Raw genomic sequence first — 25,538 nt, forward strand, 5'->3', positions numbered from 1 at the left:
CGTCCGTCCCTTGACCGACTCAAACTTGTTCATTAATCAAAGAAATACTTCAAGAGATTACTGAAGCCTGATTCTTTTTTCTTCTCTGGTTTTTCTGTTTCTTCTTTCGGTTGTTGCTGCTTTGTCGCACGCTTTTGCTTTTTAGGTTGAGGCTTTTCTTGAAATTCTTCAGTTACAGATGGAAAGATCTCTTTGCCTTGTATTTTCGCATTACGATAGGCGAATTGCAAGATTCCTACCCCACTCGTAAACTGCGGTTCTCTTACTCCAATGTAATCCGGAATCGCCAGTCTTACGTTTGCGTGGAAAACATCCTGTGCTAACTCCAGTACACCAGGCATGTTCATCGTACCTCCGGTCAGTACAAAGCCTCCCGGAAGTTCGCGTACACCCATGCGCTGGATCTCTTGGGCAGCAAAGACAAAAATTTCTTCTAGTCTAGCTTCAATCATATCAGAGATTTGCAATTGATTGAATGCCTGTTGACGATTACTTCCAATAATCGTGACAGAAAAATTTTCCTCTTCATTCGCATCATCAAAAAATGCGTGACCGTGTTCCATTTTCACCTGCTCGGCTTCTTCTGTTGAAGTCCTCAGGCCGATGGATAAATCTTTCGTTAAATTGTCTCCACCAAAAGGAATCATGCTCGTTCCTTTTAAATGTCCTTCCTCAAATACAGAAATCGTCGTAGAGCCACCTCCGACGTCGATAAGTGCAACGCCCAGATTCGTTTCATCACTGGATAACGAGACAGTTCCAGAAGCTAACGGCTGCAAACAAACATCCAGTACTTCTAAACCTGCTCGTTCTACACATTTCAATGTATTATGTAAAACGGTTTTGGCACAGGTAATAATCATACCTTCCATCTCAAGACGTACGCCGATCATTCCTCGTGGATCTGTGATTTCATCCTGACCATCTACGATGAACTGACGAGGAATCACATCGATAATCTCTCTTTCTGGTGGTACAGAAACCACCTGAGCAGCATCGATGACTCGTGTAATGTCTTCATTTCCAATTTCCCTGCTTTCGCTGGAAACGGCAACAACACCATGGCATGGCTGCAATTGAATATGATTGCCATTCACACCGACAACGACACGATCAATTTTCATATCCACCATTCGTTCGGCCTGTTCAACCGCAGAACGAATCGAATGGACCGTTTGATCGATATCTACAATCGCGCCTTTCTTCATTCCGTTCGATTTAGCTGTTCCTACCCCAATGATATTGAGGTTATCATTCATTATTTCTCCTATGATCACTTTGATTCGACTTGTGCCTATATCTAAACTTACTAAAATTTCATTTTGATTCACCAGTGACGCACCTCCTGTAGCAAGCCATATAAGTAGTTCAAAGCATATCGAATTCACGCTTAAAATACAATCTTTGAAATACAAACGTAAATGAAATGATATATTCCACGGGGTATCCCCTTGGAATGAGAGAGAAAAAACTCGTTCCTATGTTGTTTTCCACAGTGTTTCGCGAATTTCCTCTTAAATACGTTTATTTTTTTCTGAATTTCGTTAGCAATTTTTGGTCGATGACAATTCTTCTAACGATAGCAAGGTTCCTGAACAACCGGACACCGAAGGCAAAGACCGCTGCAAGATAGAGATCGACGCCTAATTGAACGCCGAGAAAGGCAAGTAAAGCAGCGAGTGAAATGTTGAAAAAGAAACCAGTCAGAAACACGGTGTCATCAAACGTTTTCTCTAACTGTGCCCTGATCCCGCCGAGTAGCGTGTCAAAAGCGGCGAGCACAGCAATGGATAAATAATCGGAATAGGCATCCGGGATACGGATATCCGTCAAGATGCCGAGGGTCACACCGATGATCAGAAATAAAAGGGGTAACCACAAATTAACCACCAGCTTCTTCTAAAATTTCTAAATGGAGAGGATCATCGTACTTGGGAAGCACCATTTGTTCTTTCACTTCAAAAACAATCTCCATGTTATCAATGTTGAATATATCTTGTGTCGGGCTTGCTTTCATATGATCCTGCAATTTTTCAGGATCTTCAGCCAACACCTTGATGTTCAGCGGGAGAGAACCAATCGGACGGTTATTCACATAGGTCGATCCATTTACATCCCTCACTGGGGAAAGATTAGTCAAACGTTCATTCCCTATGCTGATATCTCCAGCTCCGTATGTGTTCAGTTCATTCAAAAGGCGGCTGAGAAGATAGGGGGAAACACTGGGATATTCCTGCCCGGCAGCCCCCTCATCAAAAATTGGCCGGATGGTCAGTTCCACCCCTGCGCCCTTTTTTTTCTGAAGACCTATCTTTTTCTCCAGGGTCCCGATAGAATCTTTCAATGTCTCCACTTGTTCGTGTGAGGATTGTTTTTCGTAATTTTCAATGGTCTGATCAGCCCCAGCTATTTTCTCTAGAAGGTCCTGTTGATGTTCCTGCTGGGCCTTCAAATCTTCTCGCACTTCCCAAACATCTCTTGTATCTCTCATCTCTGTTTCATGGGACGTTGTCTGAAACTGAACAGCCACCATGAACCCAATCAATAGAAAAACGGTGGATAGCAGCCATTGTGTTCTTCGCTTCATGTTGATCACCCTTCGGCGGATAGCCTTGCCTTCATTTCCAATTGATTTTCTTTTGATAACTGCACATCAACATTTTCGTTGAGAAGCTGATCGACGACGCCCCTGGACAGTTTGAGGCTTGAATAGAGAACCTCCGGGTCCCCGATCGCAGAAATGACAAACGGGGCTGGGTGTTGAACACCGTCCACAGTGATGACCGGACCTGTACAGGCAATATAACTATCTCTCATATACCTTTGTCCATTGATGGCAATGGCCTTCGCACCGGCACTGAGAAGTTCGTTGATCACGCTATGAATATGGCTTTCATGAACGATATACTGATTCACCTGATCTTCATCCGGTATATATTCAGCATCACTCAAGACGACTTCCACCCCTTGGCCTTCAATCGGAACCTCACCATTCAGCATCTGAAGCTTCTTTTTACGTTCAACGAAGTCCGCAACCACCTGTTCACGATCGGCCATCTCATCTTCAAACTCTTGAATCGTATCCCGCTTATCTTTTAACTCCTCACGTAGCTGCTTGTTCCTTTTTTCCATGTCCAGCAGCTGTTGTTGATAGAAGTATTCTTTTTCCCATTGAGAATCGTTCATTTGAACCATCTGTGGGGAACTTTTTGTCAGTTGATAGCTATAGCTAACAAGAAAACCAGAGATGAGTAGGACCAGAGATAAGATGATCGGTTTTCCTTTAAGCCTCTTCATCTGTGTTCTCCTCTTCCTCCCCTGCTCCTGGGTCATCTTGCGACTCTTCTTTCTCTGATTCAGGATACTCCTCGAAATAGGCCCCTACATCGATATGTATGATCCCCTCAGCTCCTTCATCAAGCTGTGTAACGATGGAAGGATACGCCGGCATTTTTTCGGCAAAACTGCGGATCGAGGCCTGCACCTGATACCCATCATTCATGTAAAGAAGGATTTGATATGGATTCCCGTCACGAGGGTCCCAATGGATTTCCGAAATGAGACTGCTTACACTTGAAGGCAGTTCTTTCAACTCTTGAGAGATTTCCTTCAGATACGTTTCCTTATTGAATCCGACAAGGATCGGAGCATCTCCTCCAGGGAGAGCCGTTTGTCCATCCAAGCGAGATCCATTCTCAAGAATGGCATGAAAGGCACCATCTTGTTTGACGTAACCGATTCTCTCCGCTTCCTTCACTTCAATCTGAACGTTGTTCGGGAAGGAACGGTCGATGGAAGCATAGGTGATTTCTTGATGCGACTCGATCTGCTGTTTCATCTCCTCTTCATCGACTCTCCAATAATTCGTGGATGTTGTGACTCCGGCAAGCTCGATGATTTCTTCCTCAGAAACGTGATACTCACCTTCCACAACTATATGACGAACATTACTGAGTGGCGACTGGAGATAAATGACCGTCGCAATCAGCAAAAATAGAATAGTCAAATACAGAATCAAGCGACGATTGGCTTTTTTGCGCCTCGTCTGTTTCAGTTTTGGTATGCGATCTTCTATGGAAACCACTTTTCTCTCTTCCATAACGGGCATTTCTCCTTATTGCTAGACACCCTTTACGCTGTTTGTCCTAGCTGTTTGAAAGAATGATGTTCCTCTAAAAGATGCCGAGCTTACTCTACATCTATACGTTTCCCATTATATCACAAAAATAGAGTGAAATATTGATAGAGTTTTACTAGTTTCCTATCAATTTTATTACAGGAAAACCCGCATTTCGATGGGTCTCAAGTGATTTCGCTAAATTCGTTTACCCATTCTTCACCTTAGCTAAACTCACAATAAGCTATTCTTTTTTTATTTTCACCTCTAACACTCGCTCCCATTAGTTGAAGCCCCTAGTGCGAGAAGCCTGGCCACCGTATAGGGTAGGGCTTCACCCAAAGGTAAGCAAAATAAAAAGGCCATGGAGTCCATGGCCTTTTTATTTTGTTGAAAAGCGACTGACACTGAGGAGTAATCCCAGGGATGCGAGGGTCAGAGTCAGGGACGATCCTCCATAGCTAACAAGGGGGAGCGTAATTCCTGTGACGGGAATCAGCCCTGTGACTACACTGATATTGATCATGACTTGAATGCTGATCATCCCTACAATGCCAAGGGCAAGCAATGAGCCGAAAAGATCCGGAGCAAGGAGACTTGCTCGGATTCCTCGCCACAAAAGAATAAAGAAAAGACCAAGGACGAGTAATCCGCCTAGGAACCCTAGTTCTTCAGCAAGTACTGCAAAGATAAAGTCCGTCTGAGGTTCAGGAAGGTAAAAAAACTTTTGCATACTGTTTCCTAACCCTAATCCCATTAAACCACCCGGACCGATGGCATATAAAGACTGGATGATTTGGAATCCTGCCCCTAGAGGGTCTTCCCATGGATGCAGGAATGCGGTGATCCTTTTTATACGATAAGGTGCAGAAGCAATCAATCCGACCATTCCCGCTGCTCCTGCGCCGGCAATCCACATAAAGTGGCTGATGCGTGCTCCAGCTGTAAACAACATGACAAGGCATGTCCCTACCATGACAACACCTGTCCCTAGGTCTGGCTGTAGCATTATGAGTGCAAACGGAAACAAAATCAATGCTAGCGCTGGGAGGAACCCTTGTTGAAAAGAGTTCATGAGTTTTTGACGTTCAGATAAAAAGCGTGCAAGGAATAGAATCAAACCAAGTTTCATGAATTCGGATGGCTGGATGCTGAACATCCCCACCCCGATCCAGCTTCGTGCCCCTCCGCGGACCATACCCACTCCCGGAATGAGTACGAGCACGAGAAAAACCAGGCAAATGATCATAATCATCTTTGAATGTCCGTGCCATACGTAGTACGGAATTCGTGATAATACAACCATGGCAATCAGACCGGCGGTAGCAAAAAGAATCTGACGTTTGGCGTAAAACCATGGGTCATCAAACTTATATTCGGACCAGATGCTCGATGAACTGTAAACCATCACGACCCCGATGATCAAAATTCCGAGTATGGCGGCAACCAACCATAAATCCGGCTTTTTTTCTTCCATAAAAAAAGCCCTACCTCCCATCTAAGTGGAAAACAGGGCTTTAGCTTGTCGCACAAAGCCCTTATTAGAGCTTATGCACAGCTTGGATAAACATGTGGCCTCTTTCTTCAAAAGTACGATACTGGTCCCAGCTCGCACAAGCAGGTGAGAGCAGGATGACATCGTCCTCTTTTGAGTATTGATAGGCCTGATCAACGGCTTCCTGCATCGTTTCTACTTTGGTGACTTCCTCAATACCAACTTTCCGAGCTGTTTCACTTAACTGATCAGCCGTTTCTCCGAAGACGACCATGGCTTTGATGCCTTTCATGTGTGGAATCAGTGATTCAAAGCTCGTCCCCCGGTCAAGACCACCTGCTAGGAGGATGACTGGGTTTTCAAATGATTTCAACGCATAGGAAGTCGCTAAAATATTCGTTGCTTTAGAATCATTGTAAAACAAACGACCATTCTTTTTCGTCACAAACTGCAGGCGGTGTTCCACCCCAGCGAACGTTGTCAATACCTCGACAATTGCTTCGTTCCGTATTCCATTTACTTTTACCGCAGCTACGGCAGCGAGGATGTTCTGCAGGTTTTGTTCCCCCACTAAAACGATGTCCTGTTTTTTCATAATCGGTTCGTCTTCAAAGTAAATGAACGAATCATCGGCCCAGGCGCCTTCTCCTTCTTTTTCAATGGAAAAAGGGACGCGTTTCGCTTTCACATCAGGTAGAAATCTGGCGATACTTTCATCATCCGCATTGTAGACCAATGTATCATCAGCCGTCTGATTCGCTGTTATTTTAGCCTTCGCCTGATGGTAATTTTCTAACGTATGGTGATAATCAAGGTGAGCTTCATAGAGATTGAGCCACACCGCGATCTCTGGATGGAATTTTTCAGTGCCAAGCAGCTGGAACGATGAAAGTTCAGTCACCATTGTTTCATCTGCGTCCGTGCTTCTTGCCACTTCACAAGAGACATGACCGATATTTCCTGCAAGCGAAACCTTTTGTTGATCCGCTTGAATCATTTCATGGATCAAGGTGGTCGTTGTCGTCTTTCCGTTTGAGCCAGTAACGGCTACCAGTGGACCTTCATGAAGGAAGCTTGCCAGTTCCACTTCGGTAACGACCGGGATTTTTCGGTTTTCAGCTTCAGCTATAACAGGGTTCTCATAAGGGATGCCAGGATTCTTGACGAGGTACTCCACGTCATCCAATACGGATAACGGGTGTCCTCCTGTGATGACCTCGGCCCCTTTTTCTATCAACCTGAGTACTTCCGGGTCCTTCTGGTCTGCCTTTAGATCATTAATTCGTACTTGGATGCCGCTGTCCAGAAATAATTCAGCAGCTGCTGTACCACTTTTCGCAAGTCCTAGGACGAGCACTTGCTTGTATGGGAAGTTTTTTAATTTTTTCATCCGAACATCACCTCAATATAAATACCGATCACTGCGAAGACAAGTCCTACAGCCCAAAACGTCGTTACGACACGCCATTCGGACCAGCCCTTCAATTCATAATGGTGGTGAAGCGGACTCATTTTGAAGACACGTTTCCCTGTTGTTTTAAAAGAGATGACCTGAATGATGACAGACAGGGTTTCAAGGACGAACACACCGCCGATGATGACAAGAATGAGTTCAAGTTTCGTTAAGATAGCGATGATAGCAATCGCTCCACCTAAAGCAAGAGACCCTGTATCTCCCATGAAGACTTTAGCCGGATGAGCATTGAAGACAAGGAAACCGAGCAAAGCTCCAACAATAGCAAGAGAGAAAATAGTAATTTCAACATTCATCTGGCCTGTCCACGCTAAAATAGCGAAAGCGCCAAACGCGATGGCCGCTGTCCCTGCAAGCAGTCCATCAAGCCCATCCGTCAGGTTCACAGCATTCGAAGCACCGACGAGCATAAACAGGATCAGCAACGCGTACCCCCAGCCAAGGTCTACTTCAAAGGTTGTCCCAGGAATACTGATATACGTTGGGAAATCCGAATTTCTAAGAATAAAATAAACGACAAGGGCAATGACGATCTGTCCGAGCATTTTTTGCTTCGACGTGAGTCCCAAGTTTCTTTTCATCGCCACTTTAATATAATCATCAAGGAAACCGAGCAGTCCATACCCGACTAAAACAAATAACACGAGGAACATTTGTGTGTTCCCAGTGTCCGGGGTGAACCAAAAGGATGCAAGGATGGTTGTGATGACCACAGCTACAATGATCATCACCCCTCCCATCGTCGGAGTTCCGGATTTTTTCTGGTGGGATTCTGGGCCCTCATCCCTAATTGCCTGACCGAACTTCAACCTTCTCAAAAAAGGGATGATCATCGGCGAGATCACAACAGTGATTGCGAATGAAATAGCCATAGTGATTAGTAGTATGTATTCGTTCATGTGTAGTTCTCCTCCTTTTCCATCATCATCGCCTATCGATCAATCCACGAGATTTTCAAGTATTTCTTCTAATTTCATTCCTCTGGAAGCTTTGATGAGTACGACGGTGTCCGCTGTCAACTCTTGACGGACATGATGACTTAACGTTTGTTTGTCTGTAAAATGATGCGTTTCAATGGAAGGGTGTTTTTGGTCTACGGCATCCGATAGAGCCTTGGAATGCTCGCCGATCGTATAAACCGCATGAATCTTCTCATCGATGGCATCGGCTACGCTTGCATGCAGCGTTTGTGATTGTTCCCCTAACTCGAACATATCACCTAATATTAACACTTTCCTGCTTTTGGATGTCAATTGACTGACAACTTCAATGATGGCTTTCATAGAAGTCGGGGAAGCATTGTAAGCATCATTAATGATTAAAGAGTCATTATGCCCTCTATGTTTCTCAAAACGCATAGCAGACATTTGCAACTGCTGAAAGCCCTGTTGGATCTCTTGTGGAGATAGTCCTAAACGTTCCGCAAGCGCAATGACGTATGTAGCATTTTTCACATTGTGTTTCCCGGCCATAGGCAATTCATAGGACTGCCCACCGACTTTAAACGTACTGCTCTCATCTGTCAATTGAAGAACCTCAGCCTGATAGTCAAGCTGGTCACCAAAACCACAAGTAACCGTCCAGTTTTTAGACTTCTGCTCTTGCAATAGAGGCTCATCTCCATCGAGAATTAAGGCTCCTTTTTCAGAAAGTCCATCTGTAATTTCAAGCTTCGCACTAGCGATCCCTTCTCTGGAACCGAGATTCTCGATATGGGATTCTCCAATATTCGTTATAAGGGCATACTGCGGCTCGGCAAGCTTTGATAAAACGGAAATTTCCCCTGCACGATCCATTCCCATTTCCAGAACGACAGCTTCTGTTTCTGGATCCATGGCAAGGACAGTGAGAGGGAGCCCGATATGGTTATTAAAATTACCAGCAGTCTTATGTGTTTTGTACTTGACTTGAAGGACGGACGCAGCCAGATCTTTCGTTGTTGTTTTTCCATTTGATCCAGTGACCCCGACGACGACAGGATCCACCTTTTTCAAGTAATAGGACGCCAATTGCTGAAGACCTTTCGTTGTGTCTTCCACAAAAAAGACAGGGAAGTCCGTAGGCGTCAGCTTCGGCAAAGGCTGATCTTCTTGCCATAACGTTGCGACCGCTCCCTGCTTAATGGCATCTCCAAGAAAATCGTGCCCATCGAAATTCTCTCCGACAATCGGGACGAACAAGCTTTGTTTAGCTGTTTTTCGGCTGTCTGTCATCACAGATCCGAGCTGAATCTGATCCGAAGCTGCGCCTTGTTTTTTCGGAAAAAGTTGTGCGAGTTCATTGCATTCTAAAATCATGATGGATGCTCCTTCATTTCTCTTAATATCGTACGGGCCACCTCGCAATCATCGAAATGATGGCGGATGCCTTTGATTTCCTGGTACGTTTCATGGCCTTTCCCTGCAATCAGGACGATATCTCCTGTTTTCGCATGGTGAAGCGCATAGGTGATGGCTTCTTTTCGGTCCTCAATCTGCTTATAGCGCCCTTTGACATGGGCAGTCATATCTTTGAAAATCTGCTTTGGGTCTTCCGTTCGGGGGTTGTCATTGGTGAAAATGACCCGGTCCGCATAGTCGACACTTACTTTTGCCATCTCCGGTCGTTTACTGCGATCACGGTCCCCTCCACAGCCGACAACAACGGTGATCGTCCCTTTACATAGGTCCCGGAGCGTCTGCAACACATTCTTCAGGGAATCGGGAGTATGGGCATAGTCGACGACGACACCAAAGCCCTGGCCTTCTCGCACAGGTTCAAATCTTCCTTTTACGCCTTTGGTCTGCTGAAAGGATCGCTGAATCGTCTCTAGAGAGACGCCTGATAATATAGCAGCACTCGCTGCAGCCAGCATATTATAAATACTGAACAGCCCCATCAAGGGACTCTTAATAGAAACCGAACCGATGGGAGTGGTCATAATAAAGGCGGTACCCGTTTCTGTCATCGTGTACTCTTCCGCTTTTACATCCGCCTGTTCGAAAATGCCATAAGTCAGCAGTCCTTGAGAGGTAGAGCGGATGAATTTTTTTGCGAGCGGGGAGTCGTTATTGATGACTGCGAATTTCTCACGTTCCTTATTATACCCATTCCCTAATTGTGCGAACAATAGGGACTTTGCACGAAGATAATCATCAAAATTTTCATGATAATCCAAATGATCCTGCGTTAAATTCGTAAACACGGCGATATCAAAATCACAGCCATATACCCTTCCTTGGTCGAGGGCATGGGAAGATACCTCCATAATTGCATGATCGACGTCCGCTACATGCATTTTATGAAAATAGCGCTGCAAGGTAAGAGCGTCCGGGGTCGTGTTTTTCACCGGGAACGTCTCTCCAGCGATATTCACCTGAATGGTTCCGATGATCCCTGTCTTCTTTTTATGCTGCTGGAAGATTTCCTCCAGTAAATAGGTAATGGTCGTCTTGCCATTCGTGCCGGTCACTCCGATGACGTGGAGAGACTCTGAGGGGCAGCCGTAAAAAGCAGCTGCCGCCATCGCAAGCGCCCGTGATGTATCATTCACGAGGACGACAGGAACAGGGACAGCCACCTCTTCTTCAGCAATGACGGCCACGGCCCCTCTTTCCACGGCGCCCTTCGCAAACCGGTGCCCGTCGACATCCACACCGCGCAGGCAGACAAACACATCTCCAGGCTCTGTCGTCCTTGAATCCATGGAAAGCCCTTTGATGTGGAGATCTGCCACTGATTTCGTCACTTTATAAAATGGAATGTACCGCAAGAGTTTCTTCATTTTCATATGTGTCACCCTTACCTGCTCACAAGTTTTATTATACCAAACGTCGGTTTAATTCCCCAGATACACACGAATGGTCGAACCACTTGGCACTTTGACACCGGCTTCAGGCGCCTGTGTAATCACTTTAGATCCGCTTCCGCTGACTTCCACTTCTAAGTTCAAAAGCATTTGACTTAATTCTTTTTTCTCCATCCCTGTAACATCCGGAATTTCTACTAACGGCTCATCCGGCCAGGAGTATTCTTTTTCCAATCCATCTTTCCTAGGTTCCACTCCTAAAGCACGCAAACTGTCGCCCATAATATTCCCGACGATCGGCGCAGCGACGACACCACCGAACTGAACGGTATTTTTAGGGTTGTCGATGGCGAGATACACGACAAGTTCAGGGTCATCCGCTGGAGCAAATCCGATGAAGGATACGATGTGGTTATTTTCCATGTATCTGCCGTCAGGGCCGACTTTTTGAGCCGTCCCGGTTTTCCCGCCGACCCGGTATCCTTCCACATACGCGCCTCTCCCTGTTCCTTTGGCCACAACGCTCTCGAGAGCACGCCGAATTTCTGCCGATGTTTCTTCAGAGATGATTCTCTCTTTCAGCTTCGGTTCATTTTTTTCTAACGTTTCGCCAGTCACCGGATCCAGCCACGCTTCCTGGATATACGGCTCATAATAATAGCCCCCGTTCACCGCTGCCGCGACAGCCATGACCTGCTGGATCGGCGTGACCGATACCCCTTGACCAAAAGCCGTCGTCGCCTGCTCTACAGGACCGACGTTCTCCGGCTTGAACAGGATCCCTTTCCCTTCCCCTTCAAGGTCGATACCGGTTTTCTCACCAAACCCGAACCGATCGATGTACTCAAAAAGTTTTTCTGTACCAAGTCGCTGTCCGAGGGTGACAAACCCAGGGTTACAGGAGTTTTGGACGACTTCCAGGAAGGTCTGATCCCCGTGCCCGCCTCGTTTCCAACAGCGGAGAGTCGCTCCGTCCACTTTAATCGACCCGGGGTCATGGAAATGTTCGTCATCAAGGTCGACGAGGTCTTCTTCCAAAGCGGCGGCAAGGGTGATAATTTTAAATGTGGAACCAGGCTCGTACGTACTCCAAACAGGCAGATTACGGTTATAGACTTCCGGTTTCACTTCCTGATAATTGGCCGGATCAAAATTAGGGCGGGTCGCCATCCCTACCACTTTCCCTGTATCGGGATCAACGGCTAACGCTACGGCTCCATTAGGGTTGTATTTGGCCTGAGCAATATCAAGCTCGCGTTCCATGATCGATTGGACTTTATAGTCGATGGTCAACTGCAGGTCTTTTCCATCCTCGGGCGGCTTATAAATATCGGCCATATCCGGCATCCGTTTCCCTTTGGCATCTGAGAAAAAGGACAACGCCCCCTTTTCCCCCCTCAATTCTTCGTCATAATATGCTTCCAGTCCAAGCAGCCCTTGATTATCTATGCCACTGAATCCAAGCACATGTGAAAGGAAAGAGCCATGGGGATAGTACCGCTTCGAGTCTTCGGCTATGTAGACGCCAGGCATCTGTAAAGACTGGATCGCCTCCGCCTGTTCCTCACTGATTTTACGACCTTCTGGATGGATTCTTTCGATAGAAGTGACTTTTGTGACGTGAGAATAAGCTTTCTCTACACTCATGTCCAAAATCTGTGCAAGGTTTTGTGCTGTCTCTTCCGCATCTTTAATTTGTCTCGGAACGACCATGACCGTTGGAGCGGATTGATTTCCGACGAGCACTTCCCCATTCGAATCAAGAATCTTCCCCCGCTCCGGTTCGAAAGTAATATCCCTGCTCCAGGATTCCTCCGCCTTTGAAATGAGGAAGTCACTTAAGAAGAACTGGACATACCCGAGCCTCCCTGCGATGACAAAAAAAATAACCATTCCAACAAGAAAGACAGCGACTAATCGTTTCTTTACGACCACTTGTGATACTCGTCTCATCTTAATAACTCCTTTTTGAAGTCAATAGAGTCAGCTTGTATCACTATATGCAATCTAGAAACGATTAGAACACTGCCTGGAATGGTGTCACTCCTCTCTCGGAGGAGCTAATTCTACGACTAAATAGCCGCCTTCTTTTATGCTTGATCCTTCAGGGATGCTCTGTTTTTCAACAAAGCCATTGCCCATTGTCTCGATATTCAAGTTGAAATGTTTCACAAGTCTGTGCACATCACGGGCTGAATATCCCGTCAAGTCAGGCATGGTTGGCTTGTCTGTGATGACCATAATCCTTTGATTCTCTACAACTTTTGAGCCCGGTTGTGGAAGAACCGCGGTCACCTCACCACCGTTACCAATGACTTCTACATTCGAGAACGTTTGTTTCAGCTCATCTTCAGCCGTAGAAGTACCATTCCCGATTACATCTGGAATGGTCAACGGTGAAACGGATTCGTCCACTTCTTTATCCGGCTGGATATCCATGTAATGGAGGCTGTTTTCAAGAACCGTTCTAGTAATGTAAGATACAGGTTCAGAACCTAATTCCGTAACTTCCAGATCCGGCTGCTGAACAGCGACATACATGAGAAGTTCAGGATCCTCTTTCGGAGCCATCCCCATGAAAGAGAAAATGTAATTGTTCCGGCCGGTCAAATAACTCCCGTTCTCAATCATCTGAGCGGTACCTGTCTTACCTGCGAGCGTATAATCATCTAATTTGAACGATTGCGCGGTCCCTTGTTCAGACGTGACGACGGTTCCCATAAGGTCACGCACTTGTTTGGCGGTGCTTTCAGAAATAGGCTGCCCAATCTCTTCCGGTTTGTTCTCTTTCAACACTTCACCTGTTTCACTCGAAGTGATTTTAGACAGCATATACGGGCGCATCATCTTACCTTCATTAGCCACAGATGTTGCTGCCGTCATCAATTGAATGGCCGTGAAAGTAGAACCTTGACCAAATGAAGTCGTCGCCTGTTCAGACGGCTTGTTAAAAACAAAGCGTCCATTTTTTTCATTCGGAAGATCGATCCCTGTCTTCTCATCAAAATGGAAGTCGGTTAAATATTTTCGTAGTTTCGTAGGTCCTAAAACCTCAAGCGCGATCTTTGAGGACGCCACGTTTGAGGAGCGTTGAAATCCTTCGTCATAAGAGATCGGCCCCCATCCTTCACCATTGTTATGATCGCCTATCGTATGACCTGGTACTTTGTATGTGCCTGATTTAAACATATCGCTCCCTTTATACACACCTTCTTCGATGGCAGCGGCCCACGTGAAAATTTTCATCGTGGAACCTGGTTCGAAGGTGTAGGAAACAATGTCGTTGTACCAATTATCAACCTCACCAATGTCATTCGGGTTATAACTCGGACGGTTACTCATCGCTAAAATTTCACCGGTATCCGGGTCCATGACTGCTGCCATGATCTTCTCCGGACTGTACTGTTCATCCACCTGCGATAGAGCATCTTCTAAAAACGTTTGAATTTTTTGATCGATGGTCAAATGGACATCATTTCCGTTTTCAGGCTCTGTCATCACTTGGTTAGGATCTAACAATTTCGTTCCATACTTGTCCCGTTCGTAACTGATTTTACCTTTTTCTTCTTGAAGGTGTTCTTCCATCTGCTTCTCAATACCTGTCACGCCGTTAATGTTTCCATCCTGGCTGCGAGCAAAGCCGATGACATGGGAAGCGAATTTCCCATTCGGGTAATAGCGTTTCGACTCTTGTTTGAATGCAATGCCGTTCAACTCAAGCTCTTCAATTTCTTCTTTTGTCTCCTGGGAAATGGAACGTCCACTGGAACCGAATTCGACTTGGAAACGTTCATTTTCCTGGCCTTCTTCAATCGTTTTTCTAATTTCACTCGCTTCTATATCAAGCAATGGAGCAAGTTTATTTGCTGTCTCACCAGGGTCCGTCACGTGTCTCGGTGGATCGAGGTTAGCGGAATACTCTGGGTCTACAATGGCATAAATTCTATAAGTAGGGCGATCATAGGCAAGCACCATACCGTTTTTATCATAAATTTTACCTCTGTCTGCATCAATTTCATAGGAGCTTGTGCGGATATCCTCCGCCCATTTTTGCAAGTCGACACCTTCCACCGTCTCTGCTGTCTCGATATAAATGAAACGCCCCGCAATGATGAAAAATACAATCGCAAAGGCGACCATCAAAAATGCGGAGCTTTTATTGTTGTGTTTTTTCATGAGAAATCACCAGCCGTTACTCGTTATTGATTTTACCGGCTTGCTTCACTTGTGCATTCTGGATATTCAAACCATTTTCTTTGGCAATGCTCAATATCCGATCCGGGTTACTGAGTTCTTTCACCTGATAAGCAAGGTTTTCATTGTGGGACTCTTGTTGTTGAATCTCTTGTTCCATCCCACGAATATCACGGTTGATTGTATCTGTCTGAGCAGATGTCTGCACTAAAAACACGGACGCTGCAAGGACTGCAGTCGTTGCAAACGAATAGAGGAACTTTTCCCCTGTACTGATCCATTTATTCTTTTTATGTACCTTTACTTTGGCCTGTTTTTTTCTTTCAGGCTGCTGTAAAGGCTGCTGTTTTCTGATCTGTTCAGCACTCATGTTTGTTTCCACCCTTCGTTAAATTCGAATTCTTTATTCCAAGGTTTGACTTTCTCGACAATCCTCAGTTTCGCAGAACGTGAACGACGATTCTCTTCGAGCTCTGACTCATCGGCTACAATAGGCTTTCGGCTGACCAATTGAAAAGGTGGCTGTTTATCTTCCGGGATCATCGGGATGTTTTTCGGTAATGGAGGGTTTGTACTCCATTTCTTGAACGCCTGCTTACATAAACGATCCTCTAAGGAGTGGAAGGTGATGACGGCGATCCGTCCACCGATTCCGACAACTCTTGCTGCCTGATGAAGGCTGTCCTGAAAAGCACCAAGCTCATCATTGACTGCAATACGAATGGCCTGGAAAACCCTTTTGCCAGGGTGTCCCCCTTTTCTTCTCGCAGGAGCAGGTATCCCTTCCTTAATGAGTTCAACCAATTCACCTGTCGTTTCAATGGTTTTCTCTTCTCTTGCCGCTTCAATCTTTCTTGCAATTTGTTTCGAAAATTTCTCTTCCCCGTATTTGAAGAAAATTCGGACGAGGTCCTCGTAGGGCCAGTCATTGACAACTTCTTTCGCACTAAGTTCTGCTTCCTGGTTCATCCGCATATCGAGCGGAGCATCCTGATGGTAGCTGAATCCTCGCTCTTCTACATCCAATTGTGGACTGGAAACACCAAGATCATAAATAATACCATCGACTTCCGTTACCTCAAGTTCTGCTAATTTCTCTTCCAATTGACGGAAGTTGGCATGGACGAAAGTAACACGGTCCTCGTAATCCTTCAGGCGGTCCTTTGCAGCTTTCAAGGCAACCTCATCCTGATCGAAAGATATTAATCGACCTTTCCCCTTCAAGGCTTTGGCAATCGCTTCAGAGTGCCCGCCACCGCCTAAGGTACAGTCGACATAAATGCCTTCTGGGTCCAAATCTAAATGTTGTATGGTTTCACTTTTTAATACACTGTAATGTTCAAACATGGTTTCACTCGTTTCTATCGATCAGATATCAAAATCCAACATATTTTCTGCAATCTCTGAGAAGGAATCTTCCGATGCCTCGAAATAACTTTCCCATTCATCATGACTCCAAAACTCGATCCTATTGGATACGCCGATGACGACACATTCTTTTTCTAGTGATGCATATTTTCTAAGAGGTTGTGGAATGTTGATTCTACCTTGCTTGTCTACTTCACATTCAACAGCACCAGAGAAGAAAAAGCGGGTGAAAGCGCGGGCATCTTTTTTCGTTAAGGGGAGTTTTTTCAGCTTCTCTTCAAGCAGCTTCCACTCGTTCATAGGATAAGCAAACAGACACTGATCTAAACCTCGGGTAAGGACAAAGCTGTCACCAAGGTCCGGGCGGAATTTCGAGGGTACGATGATCCGTCCTTTTGTATCAATGTTGTGTTGAAATTCACCCATGAACATAGAGTTCCCCCACCTTTTAATTTCACCTTACCACATCGCCCCACTTTTCTCCACTTACTTTTTTATCATTCTCTTCCCATGAAAAAAATCCTGCCCGTGAAGGCAAGATTTTAAAGGGTTTGATCATATTTTTTTGTGGTGGGGGATGGTGGAGGACCTTCCCTACAAATATACGACATAATGATCGTTTCTAAAGCTCAAATGGTGTCTGTTCATCTGCTGAAACACTGTTCCTCCGTACTCATTCACCCATGGGACGATGCTCCACATTCTCTCCTGAAGGCCACCACCAGGATGAAGGGTCCATTCCATGTTCTCAAACTGATCCATTTCATGTTGATGCTGCGATTCCATTGATTGGTGGAGACGATTCTCTAAAAAGTCGATGTTTTCTAAGATGTACTCCAGGTTCTTCTCAGCCAGTTGACCGAGATCAGCACTTAATGACGCTGATTTTTCACGAAGGGGCGCATGAATGCTGGCTATTTCTCTTTTCACCTGTTCGGTTAGATGGTGGACCTTGGGCGTGCTTTGAGAAGCGATCCAATTCATCTTCTTCTCTCTCACTCCAGAACGGATCACTTCATCCGCAGAGATATGAAACTTCTCCAGCTGTTGGCCTGTCTTCCTGTCGACCATCGTAAAAGATAGACGCGGAAGGACAGGCGGCATACATAAACCCACCATTTCAAAAGCGGGCTTTAAAACAGACCAATAATTGATTTCTCCCGGGCCTCCGATAAAGGCCAGAACTGGGAAAAGTGCTTCCTGCATCAACGGTCTTGTCACCACATTATTGCTCAGAAGTTCCGGCGTTTCTTCTGCGATCTTTAACAGCTCTGCTTCCGTCAAAACGACTTCATTGTTCTTTCCTCTATAATTCCCCTCTTCATCTCGAATCAGGAGTACTCTTTCTCCTTCAAAACTATAGAACAAGTGGGCGTCATCAATCTCACTATCAAGAAGTGTCTCATACCCTTCCTGACGGTTTTTCTGTAAGACTGCGTACACACCGCTGGCCATTTCTTTATTCTTTTTAATCATCGTACTGAAGTACGGTGTCTCAAGACGGCGGACTTCAGGGTCGTGAGCATCGATCAACACGAGACCCTCATCAGGGAAAAGATAATAAATCATTCTGGCAAAAAAGTCGCTGTACGTGTTGGATTCTTCCAATAGTCGCTCCACTTCTTTGTAAAAGTCCTGCGTATGCTCGGTTTCCTTAACCATTTTGAAAACATCTTTCAACCAGACCGAAGCTTTTTGTTGATCGATGGTAATTTCGGAAACGGAAGCCTTTGTCTCAGGGGTGTGATCGATCGTTATCTTTTCCATACCGTTTTCCTGTTTCATCATGATATGGTGAATTTCATCAAAATCATGATCCTCTCCAGCAATCCAAAAAACAGGAATCACCGGTCGCCCAAGATTTCTTTCCTTTTCCTTCGCAAGCTGTAAGACGGAAATGATTTTATGCACGGAATAGAGCGGGCCTGTAAGCAAGCCAGCCTGCTGCCCAGCGATGACGACGACACTTTCTTCATCTTTCAGCTTTTCAATGTTGGCAAACGTTTCCTCAGGAGCCTCCCACCTTCGATTCATACGATTCAGCACATCAGAAAGCTCAGCTCTTTGATACGCTTGATTCTCTATTTCAGATAACCGACGTCCCCAAGTAGATTCTTCAAACGGGTGGTGATTAAACCGATCAGCTATTTTTTCATATTCGTTTTTATAGTCACGAAACAATGTTTGTTTCGGTTCGAGTTCAATCGGATCGATACGCATCTCTATACGACTCCTTTATAGGCAATAGTTACATGATTTTATTATGTATCCTATTGTATTGTACAAAAAACCACCACAGACTTCACATTATCTGTTTGAAACCTCTAAATTCACATAAGCTCCGTATTGTGAAATTTAGAGGTTTCGAGATGTTTCCGGGGTTCGTTGCTAGGTTGAGCGTTAGGGGGGGCCGGGAAGCAATTCGCTTCCCTGTGGGGGAGTGGCGAGCTTCCCAACCACCCCATTTGATGATTGTGAGAAACCAACCCTTTTACCATGTTGGAATGTCGTCAACCATCCTATTGTTAGAAGCATAAAGCGCTCTACACCAAGCTTTCGTGCTCGAAATGATCACTGTGGATCGTTTATATTACCTCATTCATTTGAGCGTACAATCAGGCTTTCTGAGGATGGATTTCGAGACACTCCCATGTCAAAGGGGCGGAGGGGAATGGGGAGACTCCTGTGGGAAAAAAGTGCATAGTGAGACCCCACAGGACGGAGTCCGAGGAGGCTCACCGCGCTCCCACGGAAAACGACTCATTCCCCGCAGCCCCATCCACACAACAAAAGTCTCGAAACTGAGCCTTACACAATCCTTCCATATACTTTAATAATTAATGAGTAGCCTTAACATACGAAGGAGTCTTTTACATAGGTAAGCACAGCCTTTTTGATTTGGGCTGTGCTTATCCGTTCCTGATATTATTTTATGTCGGACCGAAGAATTCATGTAAAAGCCGTGTAGATGCACTAGCTGAAAAAGACTCTGGCTACCAGTCCATACGTACTCAATCCCATATAGAAAAGGATGAACAAAAGAAAACTCACGCGCCAGAATCCTTTGAGTGCTCGGAAGAGACGGACTTCTTCATTGATTTTATACTGCGCTACCATCGACATACCTAAGAGGATTAAAAGGAAGACAATAATGAACGGTAGAAAGCTGCGGTCAAACAAGACGACAAGGAGGACGTGGACCGACATAATAAAGATAGGAGCGGTATAGTTTGCTGTACGGTGCAGGGCCTTTAACTTATGCTTGCTCCATTTTCTGGCACATAGATAGAAAACCACTAGGAAAGGGAGAGGCAGAGTAAGCAGAAACGCAATCGTATAAACAATCAGATCACTCATCTTTTTCGAACCCCCCTTTCATATTCGAGTGCATGAATCGCATGCACGACGAAGTGATGGTAAGGAAGTGGGTTTTTCCCATGATCGAGGATGTAACCACAGATGCTGTCCACTTCAGTCAACCTGTTTTCGGTAATGTCCTTCAACATCGAGGAATGATTTTCTCCTGTTGTTTCAGCTATTTCCTTCACTCGCTCCCATTCTATAGAAAAGGAAAGGCCTAGTACGGAGCAAGCTTCTTCACACAACAAGCTTGCCATTTCGTTTATGGATGGATTCGTGAGGATGGAACGATTCGGTTGTGAGAATAGTGCAGTGAGAGGATTAATCACCGTGTTTATGATTAGTTTGCTCTTTAGCATAGGCTCATATTTTTCTTTAAAAACGACTGGAAAATGTGCTGTATGTAATGCCATTGAAAGAGCTTGTCCATGCATAGGTTCCATTTTTTTATAGACGGCCATTTGAATATTCCCTTTCCCTCTATGGTCGATTTCATTTGGACCTTTAGCAAGTGCACCGTGTTCAACGACGCCGACACAACTTTTCAAGCCGGATTGCGATAATTTCTCCAAATGCCCCATCCCGTTTTGAAGAAATAAGTACGGAGCGTCATCAGGAAGGTCTTGTTCGAGAAAATCATCCATCGCATGTTGTTTAATGGTAACCAACCATAAGTCATAACCTTCACTCATTTGTGTAGCTAGATGCGCATAAACGGATACAGGTTCTGTCAATTGCTCACAGATAATGCCTTCCGCTGCAAGAGTCCTTCTTTGTTCTTCCTTTTTTACGAACATATGCACTTCGTGGTGTTCACCTAAATAGGCCCCTGCCAATAATCCTATGGAACCTGCTCCTATGATTCCGATTTTCATGACTCTCTCCTCATTTCGAACTAATCTGCTTCACTATTGTAGCAGATTCCGAAACGATATTGCAGTCGATTCTTGTCCAATGTATTATTATTCATTTCATTCTGAAAATTTTTATATTATAATATGGATATAGACAGATATTTGAAAGGGGATTCTTTCATGATGACAAAAACAAGAGTTCAACCTTTATTGGTCAACTATAAGACACTCGAGGAGTTTAAACGGTTCAAAGAATACGGGAACCAGGAACTTGCGATGCTTGAGGACTTGGAAAGCAATATTGTGGAAAACGACAGTGAGTCACCATTTTACGGGGTGTATTATGGAAGCGCTTTAGTTGCTCGCATGAGTTTATATCGAGTCAAAGCGAAGTATGACCACTATTTCGATCCCTCCCAGGACTATCTGGAACTGTGGAAGCTCGAGGTTCTTCCGGATTATCGCGGGCTTGGCTATGGAAAAGCACTGGTGGATTTCGCTAAAAGCTTTGATTTACCGATTAAGACGAATCCTAGAATCAATTCTCACGGTTTTTGGGAGAAAATGGGCTTTCAGAAAGCGCATTATGATGTCGAACGTGACCTCGGGGAAAATCCACTGATCTGGATGCCTTCAGGGGTGGAGGAAAGAGATGTAAACGCATAAAACATGAATGAGGCCGCTACACAATGTTGTAGGGGCCTTTGTTTATGATCGTAAATAATATGAATGGCAGGTGAAACGACGGTTCAAACACCACTCTCACTTTTTCTTTTTTCTCTTACCCAATGGACAAGTTTATCCATTTCATTCCACGCTGCTTCCCACTGCTTTAATTCTTCTCTAAGCTTCTCATTATCTTCGTTGAGTTTTTTTAGCTGGGTTTCTAAATTCTCTTTCCCAAAATCTTCAAACTGCTTGGTTCTCATTTCTTTTAGAAACGAGATGGCAGCATCCAAAGACATCGGTGTATCGTCAGAAGACTTGGAGGATGAATAAATCGTCCGTGTGGCTTTACGGCTGTTTTTCGCTTCCTGGATCTCTTTTTGATATTCTTTCCTTACAGTCGCATTCCATCTGAATCCGCATGCAGCAGGTGTTCTGTGCAATTGTTCAGCCACTTCCTGGAAGGCTTCGAGCTGGGTCTTCCCTTCACGAATATGCTTCAAAACCGTTGTAGCCAATAACAGATCTTCCTCGTCCTTCCAGGCATCTTGTCTTGGGGCATCCATAGCATCCCTCCTCTATCGTTTGCTTATAGTTATGCAGGAGGAATGATTGATAGAATCGCATTTCTCATCTTTTTCTCTTAGCTTCGAAGTTCCGCACCGCTTGTTTATGCTCATCCGATTCCCATAGCAGGGAACATTGCCTGACTTCACGCTCCATACGTTCCGAGAGCGTTTGGAAATCCATGTGATCCATATACTGCTGCTTAAATATTTTCATTTGTTCAGGAGTTTTGTTTAGAAAAGATGAGAAAATATCTTCCCCGCAGTTTACTGTAATCATCTTATGTAACCAACCGATTCGATAGACTTGATTCGCTGTGTACATGTCAGCATCCATTAGCCAATGGGCTGCGACATCACTTTTCACCCGTTGATATAGAAGTGTGCCTCCTCCCCATCCAGGGATTATGCCCAAGTTCGCTTGGACGAAACCAAAGGAAGCGTCCTCTGTTCCATACCTAAAATCACAGGCTGTAGCAATTTCACACCCACCGCCTCTTGCTTGTCCGTTTAGTACGGCAATTGTAGGCACTGGAAAAGTGGCTAGTTCATACAGGACTTCCTTCATAGGGTGCAACTTCGCGTAGGCTTGTGCAGCATTCATTTCCCCATGAAGTTCACTCAAGTCTCCCCCGGCGCAGAAGGCGCGATCCCCTGCCCCTGTGACGACAAGAAACTTAAGGTTTTCCTTCTTTAAGTCTATGACTGCTTGATAAAATTCCTTCGTCATTTGTTTTGATATCGCGTTCATCTTTTCTGGACGGTTCAGGGTTAGTACCGCATACCCCTCTTTTTTCTCTACTAGAATTAATTGTGACACTCTCTCCACCCCTTCCAATACTAATGTACCAGAAATCTATAGAATTTGTTCAACTATATGGCAGGATTGTGTAAGACTTGATTTCGAGACTTTTGCTGGAGTTTAGAGACTCCGGGAAAAGGTTCGCTTTCCGTGGGCGAGTGATGAGCCTCCTCGAGCCAACGCTCTGCGGGGTCTCATCTACCACGCACTTCCCACAGGAGTCTCACCGTTTCCCCTCCGTCCCTTTACCAAATGAGGTTCTCGAAATCCCTCTTATAGTAACCTGCCTAGTTGTGTTGTGAAATCCTGCTTAATATGTGTCGGTATAGGATTCTTAACCATAAAAGCTCTTATTACTGGAAGGTAGTTTCGAGAATCTCTTCCGGCAAGTGGGCGGAGGGGAATGGCGAGACTCCTGCGGGAAAAAAATGCATGGTGAGACCCCACAGGAGGCAGTCCGGGGAGGCTCACCGCGCTCCCGCGGAAAGCGAGCTATTCCCCGCAGCCCCCATCCACTCAACAAACATCTCGAAACTGAGTCTTTAAGAATAGGGATCGTTAGTGGAAGAGTTTGTGGGCATAAAAAAAGGCCTGACAGATGTCAGACCTTTCTTTGATAAACTTAGTCGTTTACCACTTGTTTTCCATTATATTGTCCACAAGATTTGCAAACATGGTGTGGTTTTGAGTACTCGCCACAGTTATCACACTGAACCATTCCAGGTGCGTGAAGTTTCTTGTGAGTACGACGTTGGTTTTTGACTTTCTTAGACGTTTTACGCTTAGGTACTGCCATGTTGTACACCTCCTTTAAGGGATTTCTGAGAACCATAACATATTGTTTTACTCGTTCTCTTCTTCATTTAATAATGATTGCAGTTTAGCCATTCGAGGATCCACTTTCTTTTCCTCTGGTTCCTCTGTAACCACCTGCCAGCCCTTCCCTTCCTGGGGGGCTGCTTCATGAGCCTCATCATCATTGGAAAAAACGCGAGTCGGAATCTCCAACTGTACATTTTCCTTGATATAAGGCGTTAAGTCAAGCACTTCTCCATTCACGGAATGAACTTCAGAGTCATCTTCTTCTGTATGGTACGGTGACAGATTAAATGCCTCCAGAGCATCAATGTGAAATGGATAAGTCACATCAACTAACGTTCGGGCACAAGGCAACACCATTTCTCCATCAATCGAAAAAGTTACCGTTATATCATTTCCTCGAGTCATTGCTTGACCTTTGACATGAACAGGGGAAATCCTGCGAATGTCATTGTTCAGTTGTTCTAATTCGCGAATATCTACGTCATCCTCAAAGTAGAAAGGCTCGTCACCTGACTGTTTGAGTTTTTGTAGAGGAAATTTCATAGTTATCACCTCATGGCAACAAGAGTTATTGTAAAAGGATTTCGCTGATTTGTCAATATTTTTTCTTTACAGCATATCCTTATTCTCGTGCGGTTTTAGTAAGATTCTCATATTTCACGGTCAGGAATGCGAAATTTCCATAGTATCATGATAAAATAAACCAAACACTTGTTCAATAGTAAAGAATCGGATGGGAGGATCTTTTGTGAAATCATGTGGAGTAGTTGTTGAATATAATCCTTTTCATAACGGACATCTTTATCATTTGGAAGAATCGAAAAAACATGCAGAAGCCGATTGTATGATCGCCATCATGAGCGGGAATTTTTTGCAGCGTGGAGAGCCTGCCATCATTGATAAATGGCACCGGACTAAAGCCGCTCTTCATGGTGGTGCGGACCTTGTGCTTGAGCTCCCTTTTCTTTATGCGGTTCAACATAGCGACTATTTCAGCCAGGGCGCCATCCAGACACTTGCGGAAGTCGGGGTGGACAGTATATGTTTTGGTAGTGAAAACGGCAGGATTACGGCGTTCACAGAGGCGTTTGAGCATATGAACAAACACCAGGAAGAGTATGATGTGACCGTGAGAAGTTATTTAAATGAAGGATATGCCTATCCAGAGGCATCTCGCCTTGGATATGAATCCATTGCTTTCCCCTCAGGTTCCATTGACCTCACCCAACCGAATAACATCCTTGGTTATAGTTACGTAAAACAAATTCTTACTTATGCTCCTCATATCGAACCACTGACCGTCTTACGGAAAAATAATCACTACCATGATGAAGAGATCCATGGAACGATCGCAAGTGCTACAAGTATTCGGAAAGAACTGTTTGAAGAAAAAAGGATATCAGAAAAGGCTGAACGTTCGCTCCCCCCTTCTACTACCGAGGTTTTACATCAGTACAAGGACAGCCATGGCATTTGGCACCAGTGGGAAGCTTATTTTCATTTGCTTCAATATAAGATCATGACGATGGAGGAAAGTACCCTTCGTTGTTTTCATGGAGTCGACGAAGGTTTGGAATATCGTCTGAAAAGGACCATTAAAGAAGCTGCAACTTTCCATCAGTTTATTTCATCATTGAAAACGAAGAGGTACACGTGGACACGACTCCAGCGAACGCTTGCCCATATCCTTGTAGGAACTGACAAACAAGAGACCCGCGTTCTTTTAAGAGAAACACCGCCTCCTTATGCAAGGATCCTCGGCATGTCAGACGTAGGAAAAAAATATTTACGCTCGGTAAAAAAAGAAGCCTCCATACCGCTCATCACCCAACCTCAGCAGCTGGATCATGAAATGTTGGGCTTGGAAGCTAGAGCCGCTGCCGCTTATTACAGTGTGTTGACACCTGAGCTCAGAGTGGATCAACTGAAGCGGGAATACGGTCCGCCTGTGATTCATTCTTGAACTTAGGAACACTTAAATGCGCCAATGCCGTGATTTTCCACGGACATTTAGAAGATACCACAATGAAAGG

24 protein-coding genes are annotated in these 25,538 nt (G+C 44.9%); 2 read left to right on the top strand and 22 right to left on the bottom strand.

Annotated elements, in window-relative coordinates; genetic code table 11:
- Window positions 1–32 precede the first annotated feature (32 nt).
- The 18 genes from ftsA to GLV98_RS04895 all read right to left on the bottom strand — a co-directional run bounded on the left by ftsA (window position 33) and on the right by GLV98_RS04895 (window position 20,670).
- Window positions 33–1,331, bottom strand: a complete 1,299-nt coding sequence (ftsA, locus tag GLV98_RS04810; RefSeq protein WP_160912570.1) for a cell division protein FtsA — start codon at window positions 1,329–1,331, stop codon at window positions 33–35.
- Between the two features lie 193 nt (window positions 1,332–1,524).
- Entirely contained in the window at window positions 1,525–1,881 is a 357-nt protein-coding gene (locus GLV98_RS04815) for a small basic family protein (RefSeq protein ID WP_160912973.1), read from the bottom strand.
- Window position 1,882: 1 nt separating this feature from the next.
- Complete coding sequence (locus GLV98_RS04820) at window positions 1,883–2,587, bottom strand: DUF881 domain-containing protein (RefSeq protein WP_160912572.1); 705 nt, start codon at window positions 2,585–2,587, stop codon at window positions 1,883–1,885.
- 5 nt (window positions 2,588–2,592) lie between these two features.
- Window positions 2,593–3,297, bottom strand: a complete 705-nt coding sequence (locus tag GLV98_RS04825; protein WP_160912574.1) for a DUF881 domain-containing protein — start codon at window positions 3,295–3,297, stop codon at window positions 2,593–2,595.
- Window positions 3,284–4,099 (bottom strand): cell division protein FtsQ/DivIB, encoded by an 816-nt coding sequence (locus GLV98_RS04830; RefSeq protein WP_160912576.1) that lies wholly within the window; start codon window positions 4,097–4,099, stop codon window positions 3,284–3,286. Before GLV98_RS04830 ends, GLV98_RS04825 begins: the two co-directional genes overlap by 14 nt.
- A 400-nt stretch (window positions 4,100–4,499) precedes the next feature.
- Window positions 4,500–5,594 carry a stage V sporulation protein E gene (gene spoVE, locus GLV98_RS04835; protein ID WP_160912578.1) on the bottom strand — a complete coding sequence of 365 codons (1,095 nt, stop codon included), beginning with the start codon at window positions 5,592–5,594 and terminating at the stop codon, window positions 4,500–4,502.
- A 64-nt stretch (window positions 5,595–5,658) separates the two neighbouring features.
- Window positions 5,659–7,002, bottom strand: a complete 1,344-nt coding sequence (gene murD / locus GLV98_RS04840) for a UDP-N-acetylmuramoyl-L-alanine--D-glutamate ligase (protein ID WP_160912580.1) — start codon at window positions 7,000–7,002, stop codon at window positions 5,659–5,661.
- A complete protein-coding gene (gene mraY / locus GLV98_RS04845) occupies window positions 6,999–7,985 on the bottom strand; it encodes a phospho-N-acetylmuramoyl-pentapeptide-transferase (RefSeq protein WP_160912582.1) in 987 nt (328 codons plus the stop codon). The genes murD and mraY overlap by 4 nt, the downstream gene beginning before the upstream one ends.
- 39 nt (window positions 7,986–8,024) lie before the next feature.
- Window positions 8,025–9,383 carry a UDP-N-acetylmuramoyl-tripeptide--D-alanyl-D-alanine ligase gene (locus tag GLV98_RS04850; RefSeq protein WP_160912584.1) on the bottom strand — a complete coding sequence of 453 codons (1,359 nt, stop codon included), beginning with the start codon at window positions 9,381–9,383 and terminating at the stop codon, window positions 8,025–8,027.
- A complete protein-coding gene (locus tag GLV98_RS04855; protein WP_160912586.1) occupies window positions 9,380–10,855 on the bottom strand; it encodes a UDP-N-acetylmuramoyl-L-alanyl-D-glutamate--2,6-diaminopimelate ligase in 1,476 nt (491 codons plus the stop codon). Before GLV98_RS04855 ends, GLV98_RS04850 begins: the two co-directional genes overlap by 4 nt.
- Before the next feature lie 48 nt (window positions 10,856–10,903).
- Window positions 10,904–12,826 carry a stage V sporulation protein D gene (locus GLV98_RS04860; protein ID WP_160912588.1) on the bottom strand — a complete coding sequence of 641 codons (1,923 nt, stop codon included), beginning with the start codon at window positions 12,824–12,826 and terminating at the stop codon, window positions 10,904–10,906.
- A gap of 87 nt (window positions 12,827–12,913) precedes the next feature.
- Window positions 12,914–15,049, bottom strand: a complete 2,136-nt coding sequence (locus GLV98_RS04865; RefSeq protein WP_160912590.1) for a penicillin-binding protein — start codon at window positions 15,047–15,049, stop codon at window positions 12,914–12,916.
- Between the two features lie 16 nt (window positions 15,050–15,065).
- A complete protein-coding gene (gene ftsL, locus GLV98_RS04870; protein WP_160912592.1) occupies window positions 15,066–15,437 on the bottom strand; it encodes a cell division protein FtsL in 372 nt (123 codons plus the stop codon).
- Entirely contained in the window at window positions 15,434–16,414 is a 981-nt protein-coding gene (gene rsmH / locus GLV98_RS04875) for a 16S rRNA (cytosine(1402)-N(4))-methyltransferase RsmH (RefSeq protein WP_160912594.1), read from the bottom strand. Before rsmH ends, ftsL begins: the two co-directional genes overlap by 4 nt.
- Before the next feature lie 21 nt (window positions 16,415–16,435).
- Window positions 16,436–16,867 carry a division/cell wall cluster transcriptional repressor MraZ gene (gene mraZ, locus GLV98_RS04880; RefSeq protein WP_160912596.1) on the bottom strand — a complete coding sequence of 144 codons (432 nt, stop codon included), beginning with the start codon at window positions 16,865–16,867 and terminating at the stop codon, window positions 16,436–16,438.
- 162 nt (window positions 16,868–17,029) lie between these two features.
- Window positions 17,030–18,655, bottom strand: coding sequence for a bacillithiol biosynthesis cysteine-adding enzyme BshC (gene bshC, locus GLV98_RS04885; RefSeq protein ID WP_160912598.1), 1,626 nt, complete (start codon window positions 18,653–18,655; stop codon window positions 17,030–17,032).
- Between the two features lie 753 nt (window positions 18,656–19,408).
- On the bottom strand, window positions 19,409–19,792 hold the full coding sequence (locus tag GLV98_RS04890; RefSeq protein ID WP_160912600.1) for a DUF3397 domain-containing protein: 384 nt from the start codon (window positions 19,790–19,792) through the stop codon (window positions 19,409–19,411).
- Window positions 19,789–20,670, bottom strand: a complete 882-nt coding sequence (locus GLV98_RS04895; protein WP_160912602.1) for a ketopantoate reductase family protein — start codon at window positions 20,668–20,670, stop codon at window positions 19,789–19,791. Before GLV98_RS04895 ends, GLV98_RS04890 begins: the two co-directional genes overlap by 4 nt.
- 159 nt (window positions 20,671–20,829) lie before the next feature.
- On the opposite strand from GLV98_RS04895, the gene GLV98_RS04900 reads away from it, so the two are divergent.
- Window positions 20,830–21,315 carry an N-acetyltransferase gene (locus tag GLV98_RS04900; RefSeq protein ID WP_160912605.1) on the top strand — a complete coding sequence of 162 codons (486 nt, stop codon included), beginning with the start codon at window positions 20,830–20,832 and terminating at the stop codon, window positions 21,313–21,315.
- Window positions 21,316–21,398: 83 nt separating this feature from the next.
- On the opposite strand, the gene GLV98_RS04905 is transcribed toward GLV98_RS04900, so the two are convergent.
- The 4 genes from GLV98_RS04905 to GLV98_RS04920 all read right to left on the bottom strand — a co-directional run bounded on the left by GLV98_RS04905 (window position 21,399) and on the right by GLV98_RS04920 (window position 24,048).
- A complete protein-coding gene (locus GLV98_RS04905) occupies window positions 21,399–21,881 on the bottom strand; it encodes an RsfA family transcriptional regulator (RefSeq protein ID WP_160912607.1) in 483 nt (160 codons plus the stop codon).
- Between the two features lie 64 nt (window positions 21,882–21,945).
- A complete protein-coding gene (locus tag GLV98_RS04910) occupies window positions 21,946–22,701 on the bottom strand; it encodes an enoyl-CoA hydratase-related protein (RefSeq protein WP_160912609.1) in 756 nt (251 codons plus the stop codon).
- Between the two features lie 604 nt (window positions 22,702–23,305).
- Window positions 23,306–23,479 (bottom strand): 50S ribosomal protein L32, encoded by a 174-nt coding sequence (rpmF, locus tag GLV98_RS04915; RefSeq protein ID WP_035505553.1) that lies wholly within the window; start codon window positions 23,477–23,479, stop codon window positions 23,306–23,308.
- Between the two features lie 47 nt (window positions 23,480–23,526).
- A complete protein-coding gene (locus GLV98_RS04920) occupies window positions 23,527–24,048 on the bottom strand; it encodes a YceD family protein (protein ID WP_160912611.1) in 522 nt (173 codons plus the stop codon).
- A gap of 205 nt (window positions 24,049–24,253) precedes the next feature.
- Between GLV98_RS04920 and GLV98_RS04925 the strand changes: the two genes are divergently transcribed.
- Window positions 24,254–25,468: a nucleotidyltransferase gene (locus GLV98_RS04925; RefSeq protein ID WP_160912613.1), complete on the top strand. Its 1,215-nt coding sequence runs from the start codon at window positions 24,254–24,256 to the stop codon at window positions 25,466–25,468.
- Window positions 25,469–25,538: the final 70 nt, after the last annotated feature.

It is taken from the genome of Halobacillus litoralis (genome assembly GCF_009856415.1).
GTDB lineage: Bacteria > Bacillota > Bacilli > Bacillales > Halobacillaceae > Halobacillus > Halobacillus litoralis_C.

Excerpts from the sequence above, each read along its gene's own strand:
- GLV98_RS04820 (WP_160912572.1), bottom strand. The coding sequence starts at position 2,587 with ATGAAGCGAAGAACACAATGGCTGCTATCCACCGTTTTTCTATTGATT.
- GLV98_RS04825 (WP_160912574.1), bottom strand. The coding sequence starts at position 3,297 with ATGAAGAGGCTTAAAGGAAAACCGATCATCTTATCTCTGGTCCTACTC.
- GLV98_RS04830 (WP_160912576.1), bottom strand. The coding sequence starts at position 4,099 with ATGGAAGAGAGAAAAGTGGTTTCCATAGAAGATCGCATACCAAAACTG.
- spoVE (WP_160912578.1), bottom strand. The coding sequence starts at position 5,594 with ATGGAAGAAAAAAAGCCGGATTTATGGTTGGTTGCCGCCATACTCGGA.
- murD (WP_160912580.1), bottom strand. The coding sequence starts at position 7,002 with ATGAAAAAATTAAAAAACTTCCCATACAAGCAAGTGCTCGTCCTAGGA.
- mraY (WP_160912582.1), bottom strand. The coding sequence starts at position 7,985 with ATGAACGAATACATACTACTAATCACTATGGCTATTTCATTCGCAATC.
- GLV98_RS04850 (WP_160912584.1), bottom strand. The coding sequence starts at position 9,383 with ATGATTTTAGAATGCAATGAACTCGCACAACTTTTTCCGAAAAAACAA.
- GLV98_RS04855 (WP_160912586.1), bottom strand. The coding sequence starts at position 10,855 with ATGAAAATGAAGAAACTCTTGCGGTACATTCCATTTTATAAAGTGACG.
- GLV98_RS04860 (WP_160912588.1), bottom strand. The coding sequence starts at position 12,826 with ATGAGACGAGTATCACAAGTGGTCGTAAAGAAACGATTAGTCGCTGTC.
- GLV98_RS04865 (WP_160912590.1), bottom strand. The coding sequence starts at position 15,049 with ATGAAAAAACACAACAATAAAAGCTCCGCATTTTTGATGGTCGCCTTT.
- ftsL (WP_160912592.1), bottom strand. The coding sequence starts at position 15,437 with ATGAGTGCTGAACAGATCAGAAAACAGCAGCCTTTACAGCAGCCTGAA.
- rsmH (WP_160912594.1), bottom strand. The coding sequence starts at position 16,414 with ATGTTTGAACATTACAGTGTATTAAAAAGTGAAACCATACAACATTTA.
- mraZ (WP_160912596.1), bottom strand. The coding sequence starts at position 16,867 with ATGTTCATGGGTGAATTTCAACACAACATTGATACAAAAGGACGGATC.
- bshC (WP_160912598.1), bottom strand. The coding sequence starts at position 18,655 with ATGCGTATCGATCCGATTGAACTCGAACCGAAACAAACATTGTTTCGT.
- GLV98_RS04890 (WP_160912600.1), bottom strand. The coding sequence starts at position 19,792 with ATGAGTGATCTGATTGTTTATACGATTGCGTTTCTGCTTACTCTGCCT.
- GLV98_RS04895 (WP_160912602.1), bottom strand. The coding sequence starts at position 20,670 with ATGAAAATCGGAATCATAGGAGCAGGTTCCATAGGATTATTGGCAGGG.
- GLV98_RS04900 (WP_160912605.1), top strand. The coding sequence starts at position 20,830 with ATGATGACAAAAACAAGAGTTCAACCTTTATTGGTCAACTATAAGACA.
- GLV98_RS04905 (WP_160912607.1), bottom strand. The coding sequence starts at position 21,881 with ATGGATGCCCCAAGACAAGATGCCTGGAAGGACGAGGAAGATCTGTTA.
- rpmF (WP_035505553.1), bottom strand. The coding sequence starts at position 23,479 with ATGGCAGTACCTAAGCGTAAAACGTCTAAGAAAGTCAAAAACCAACGT.
- GLV98_RS04920 (WP_160912611.1), bottom strand. The coding sequence starts at position 24,048 with ATGAAATTTCCTCTACAAAAACTCAAACAGTCAGGTGACGAGCCTTTC.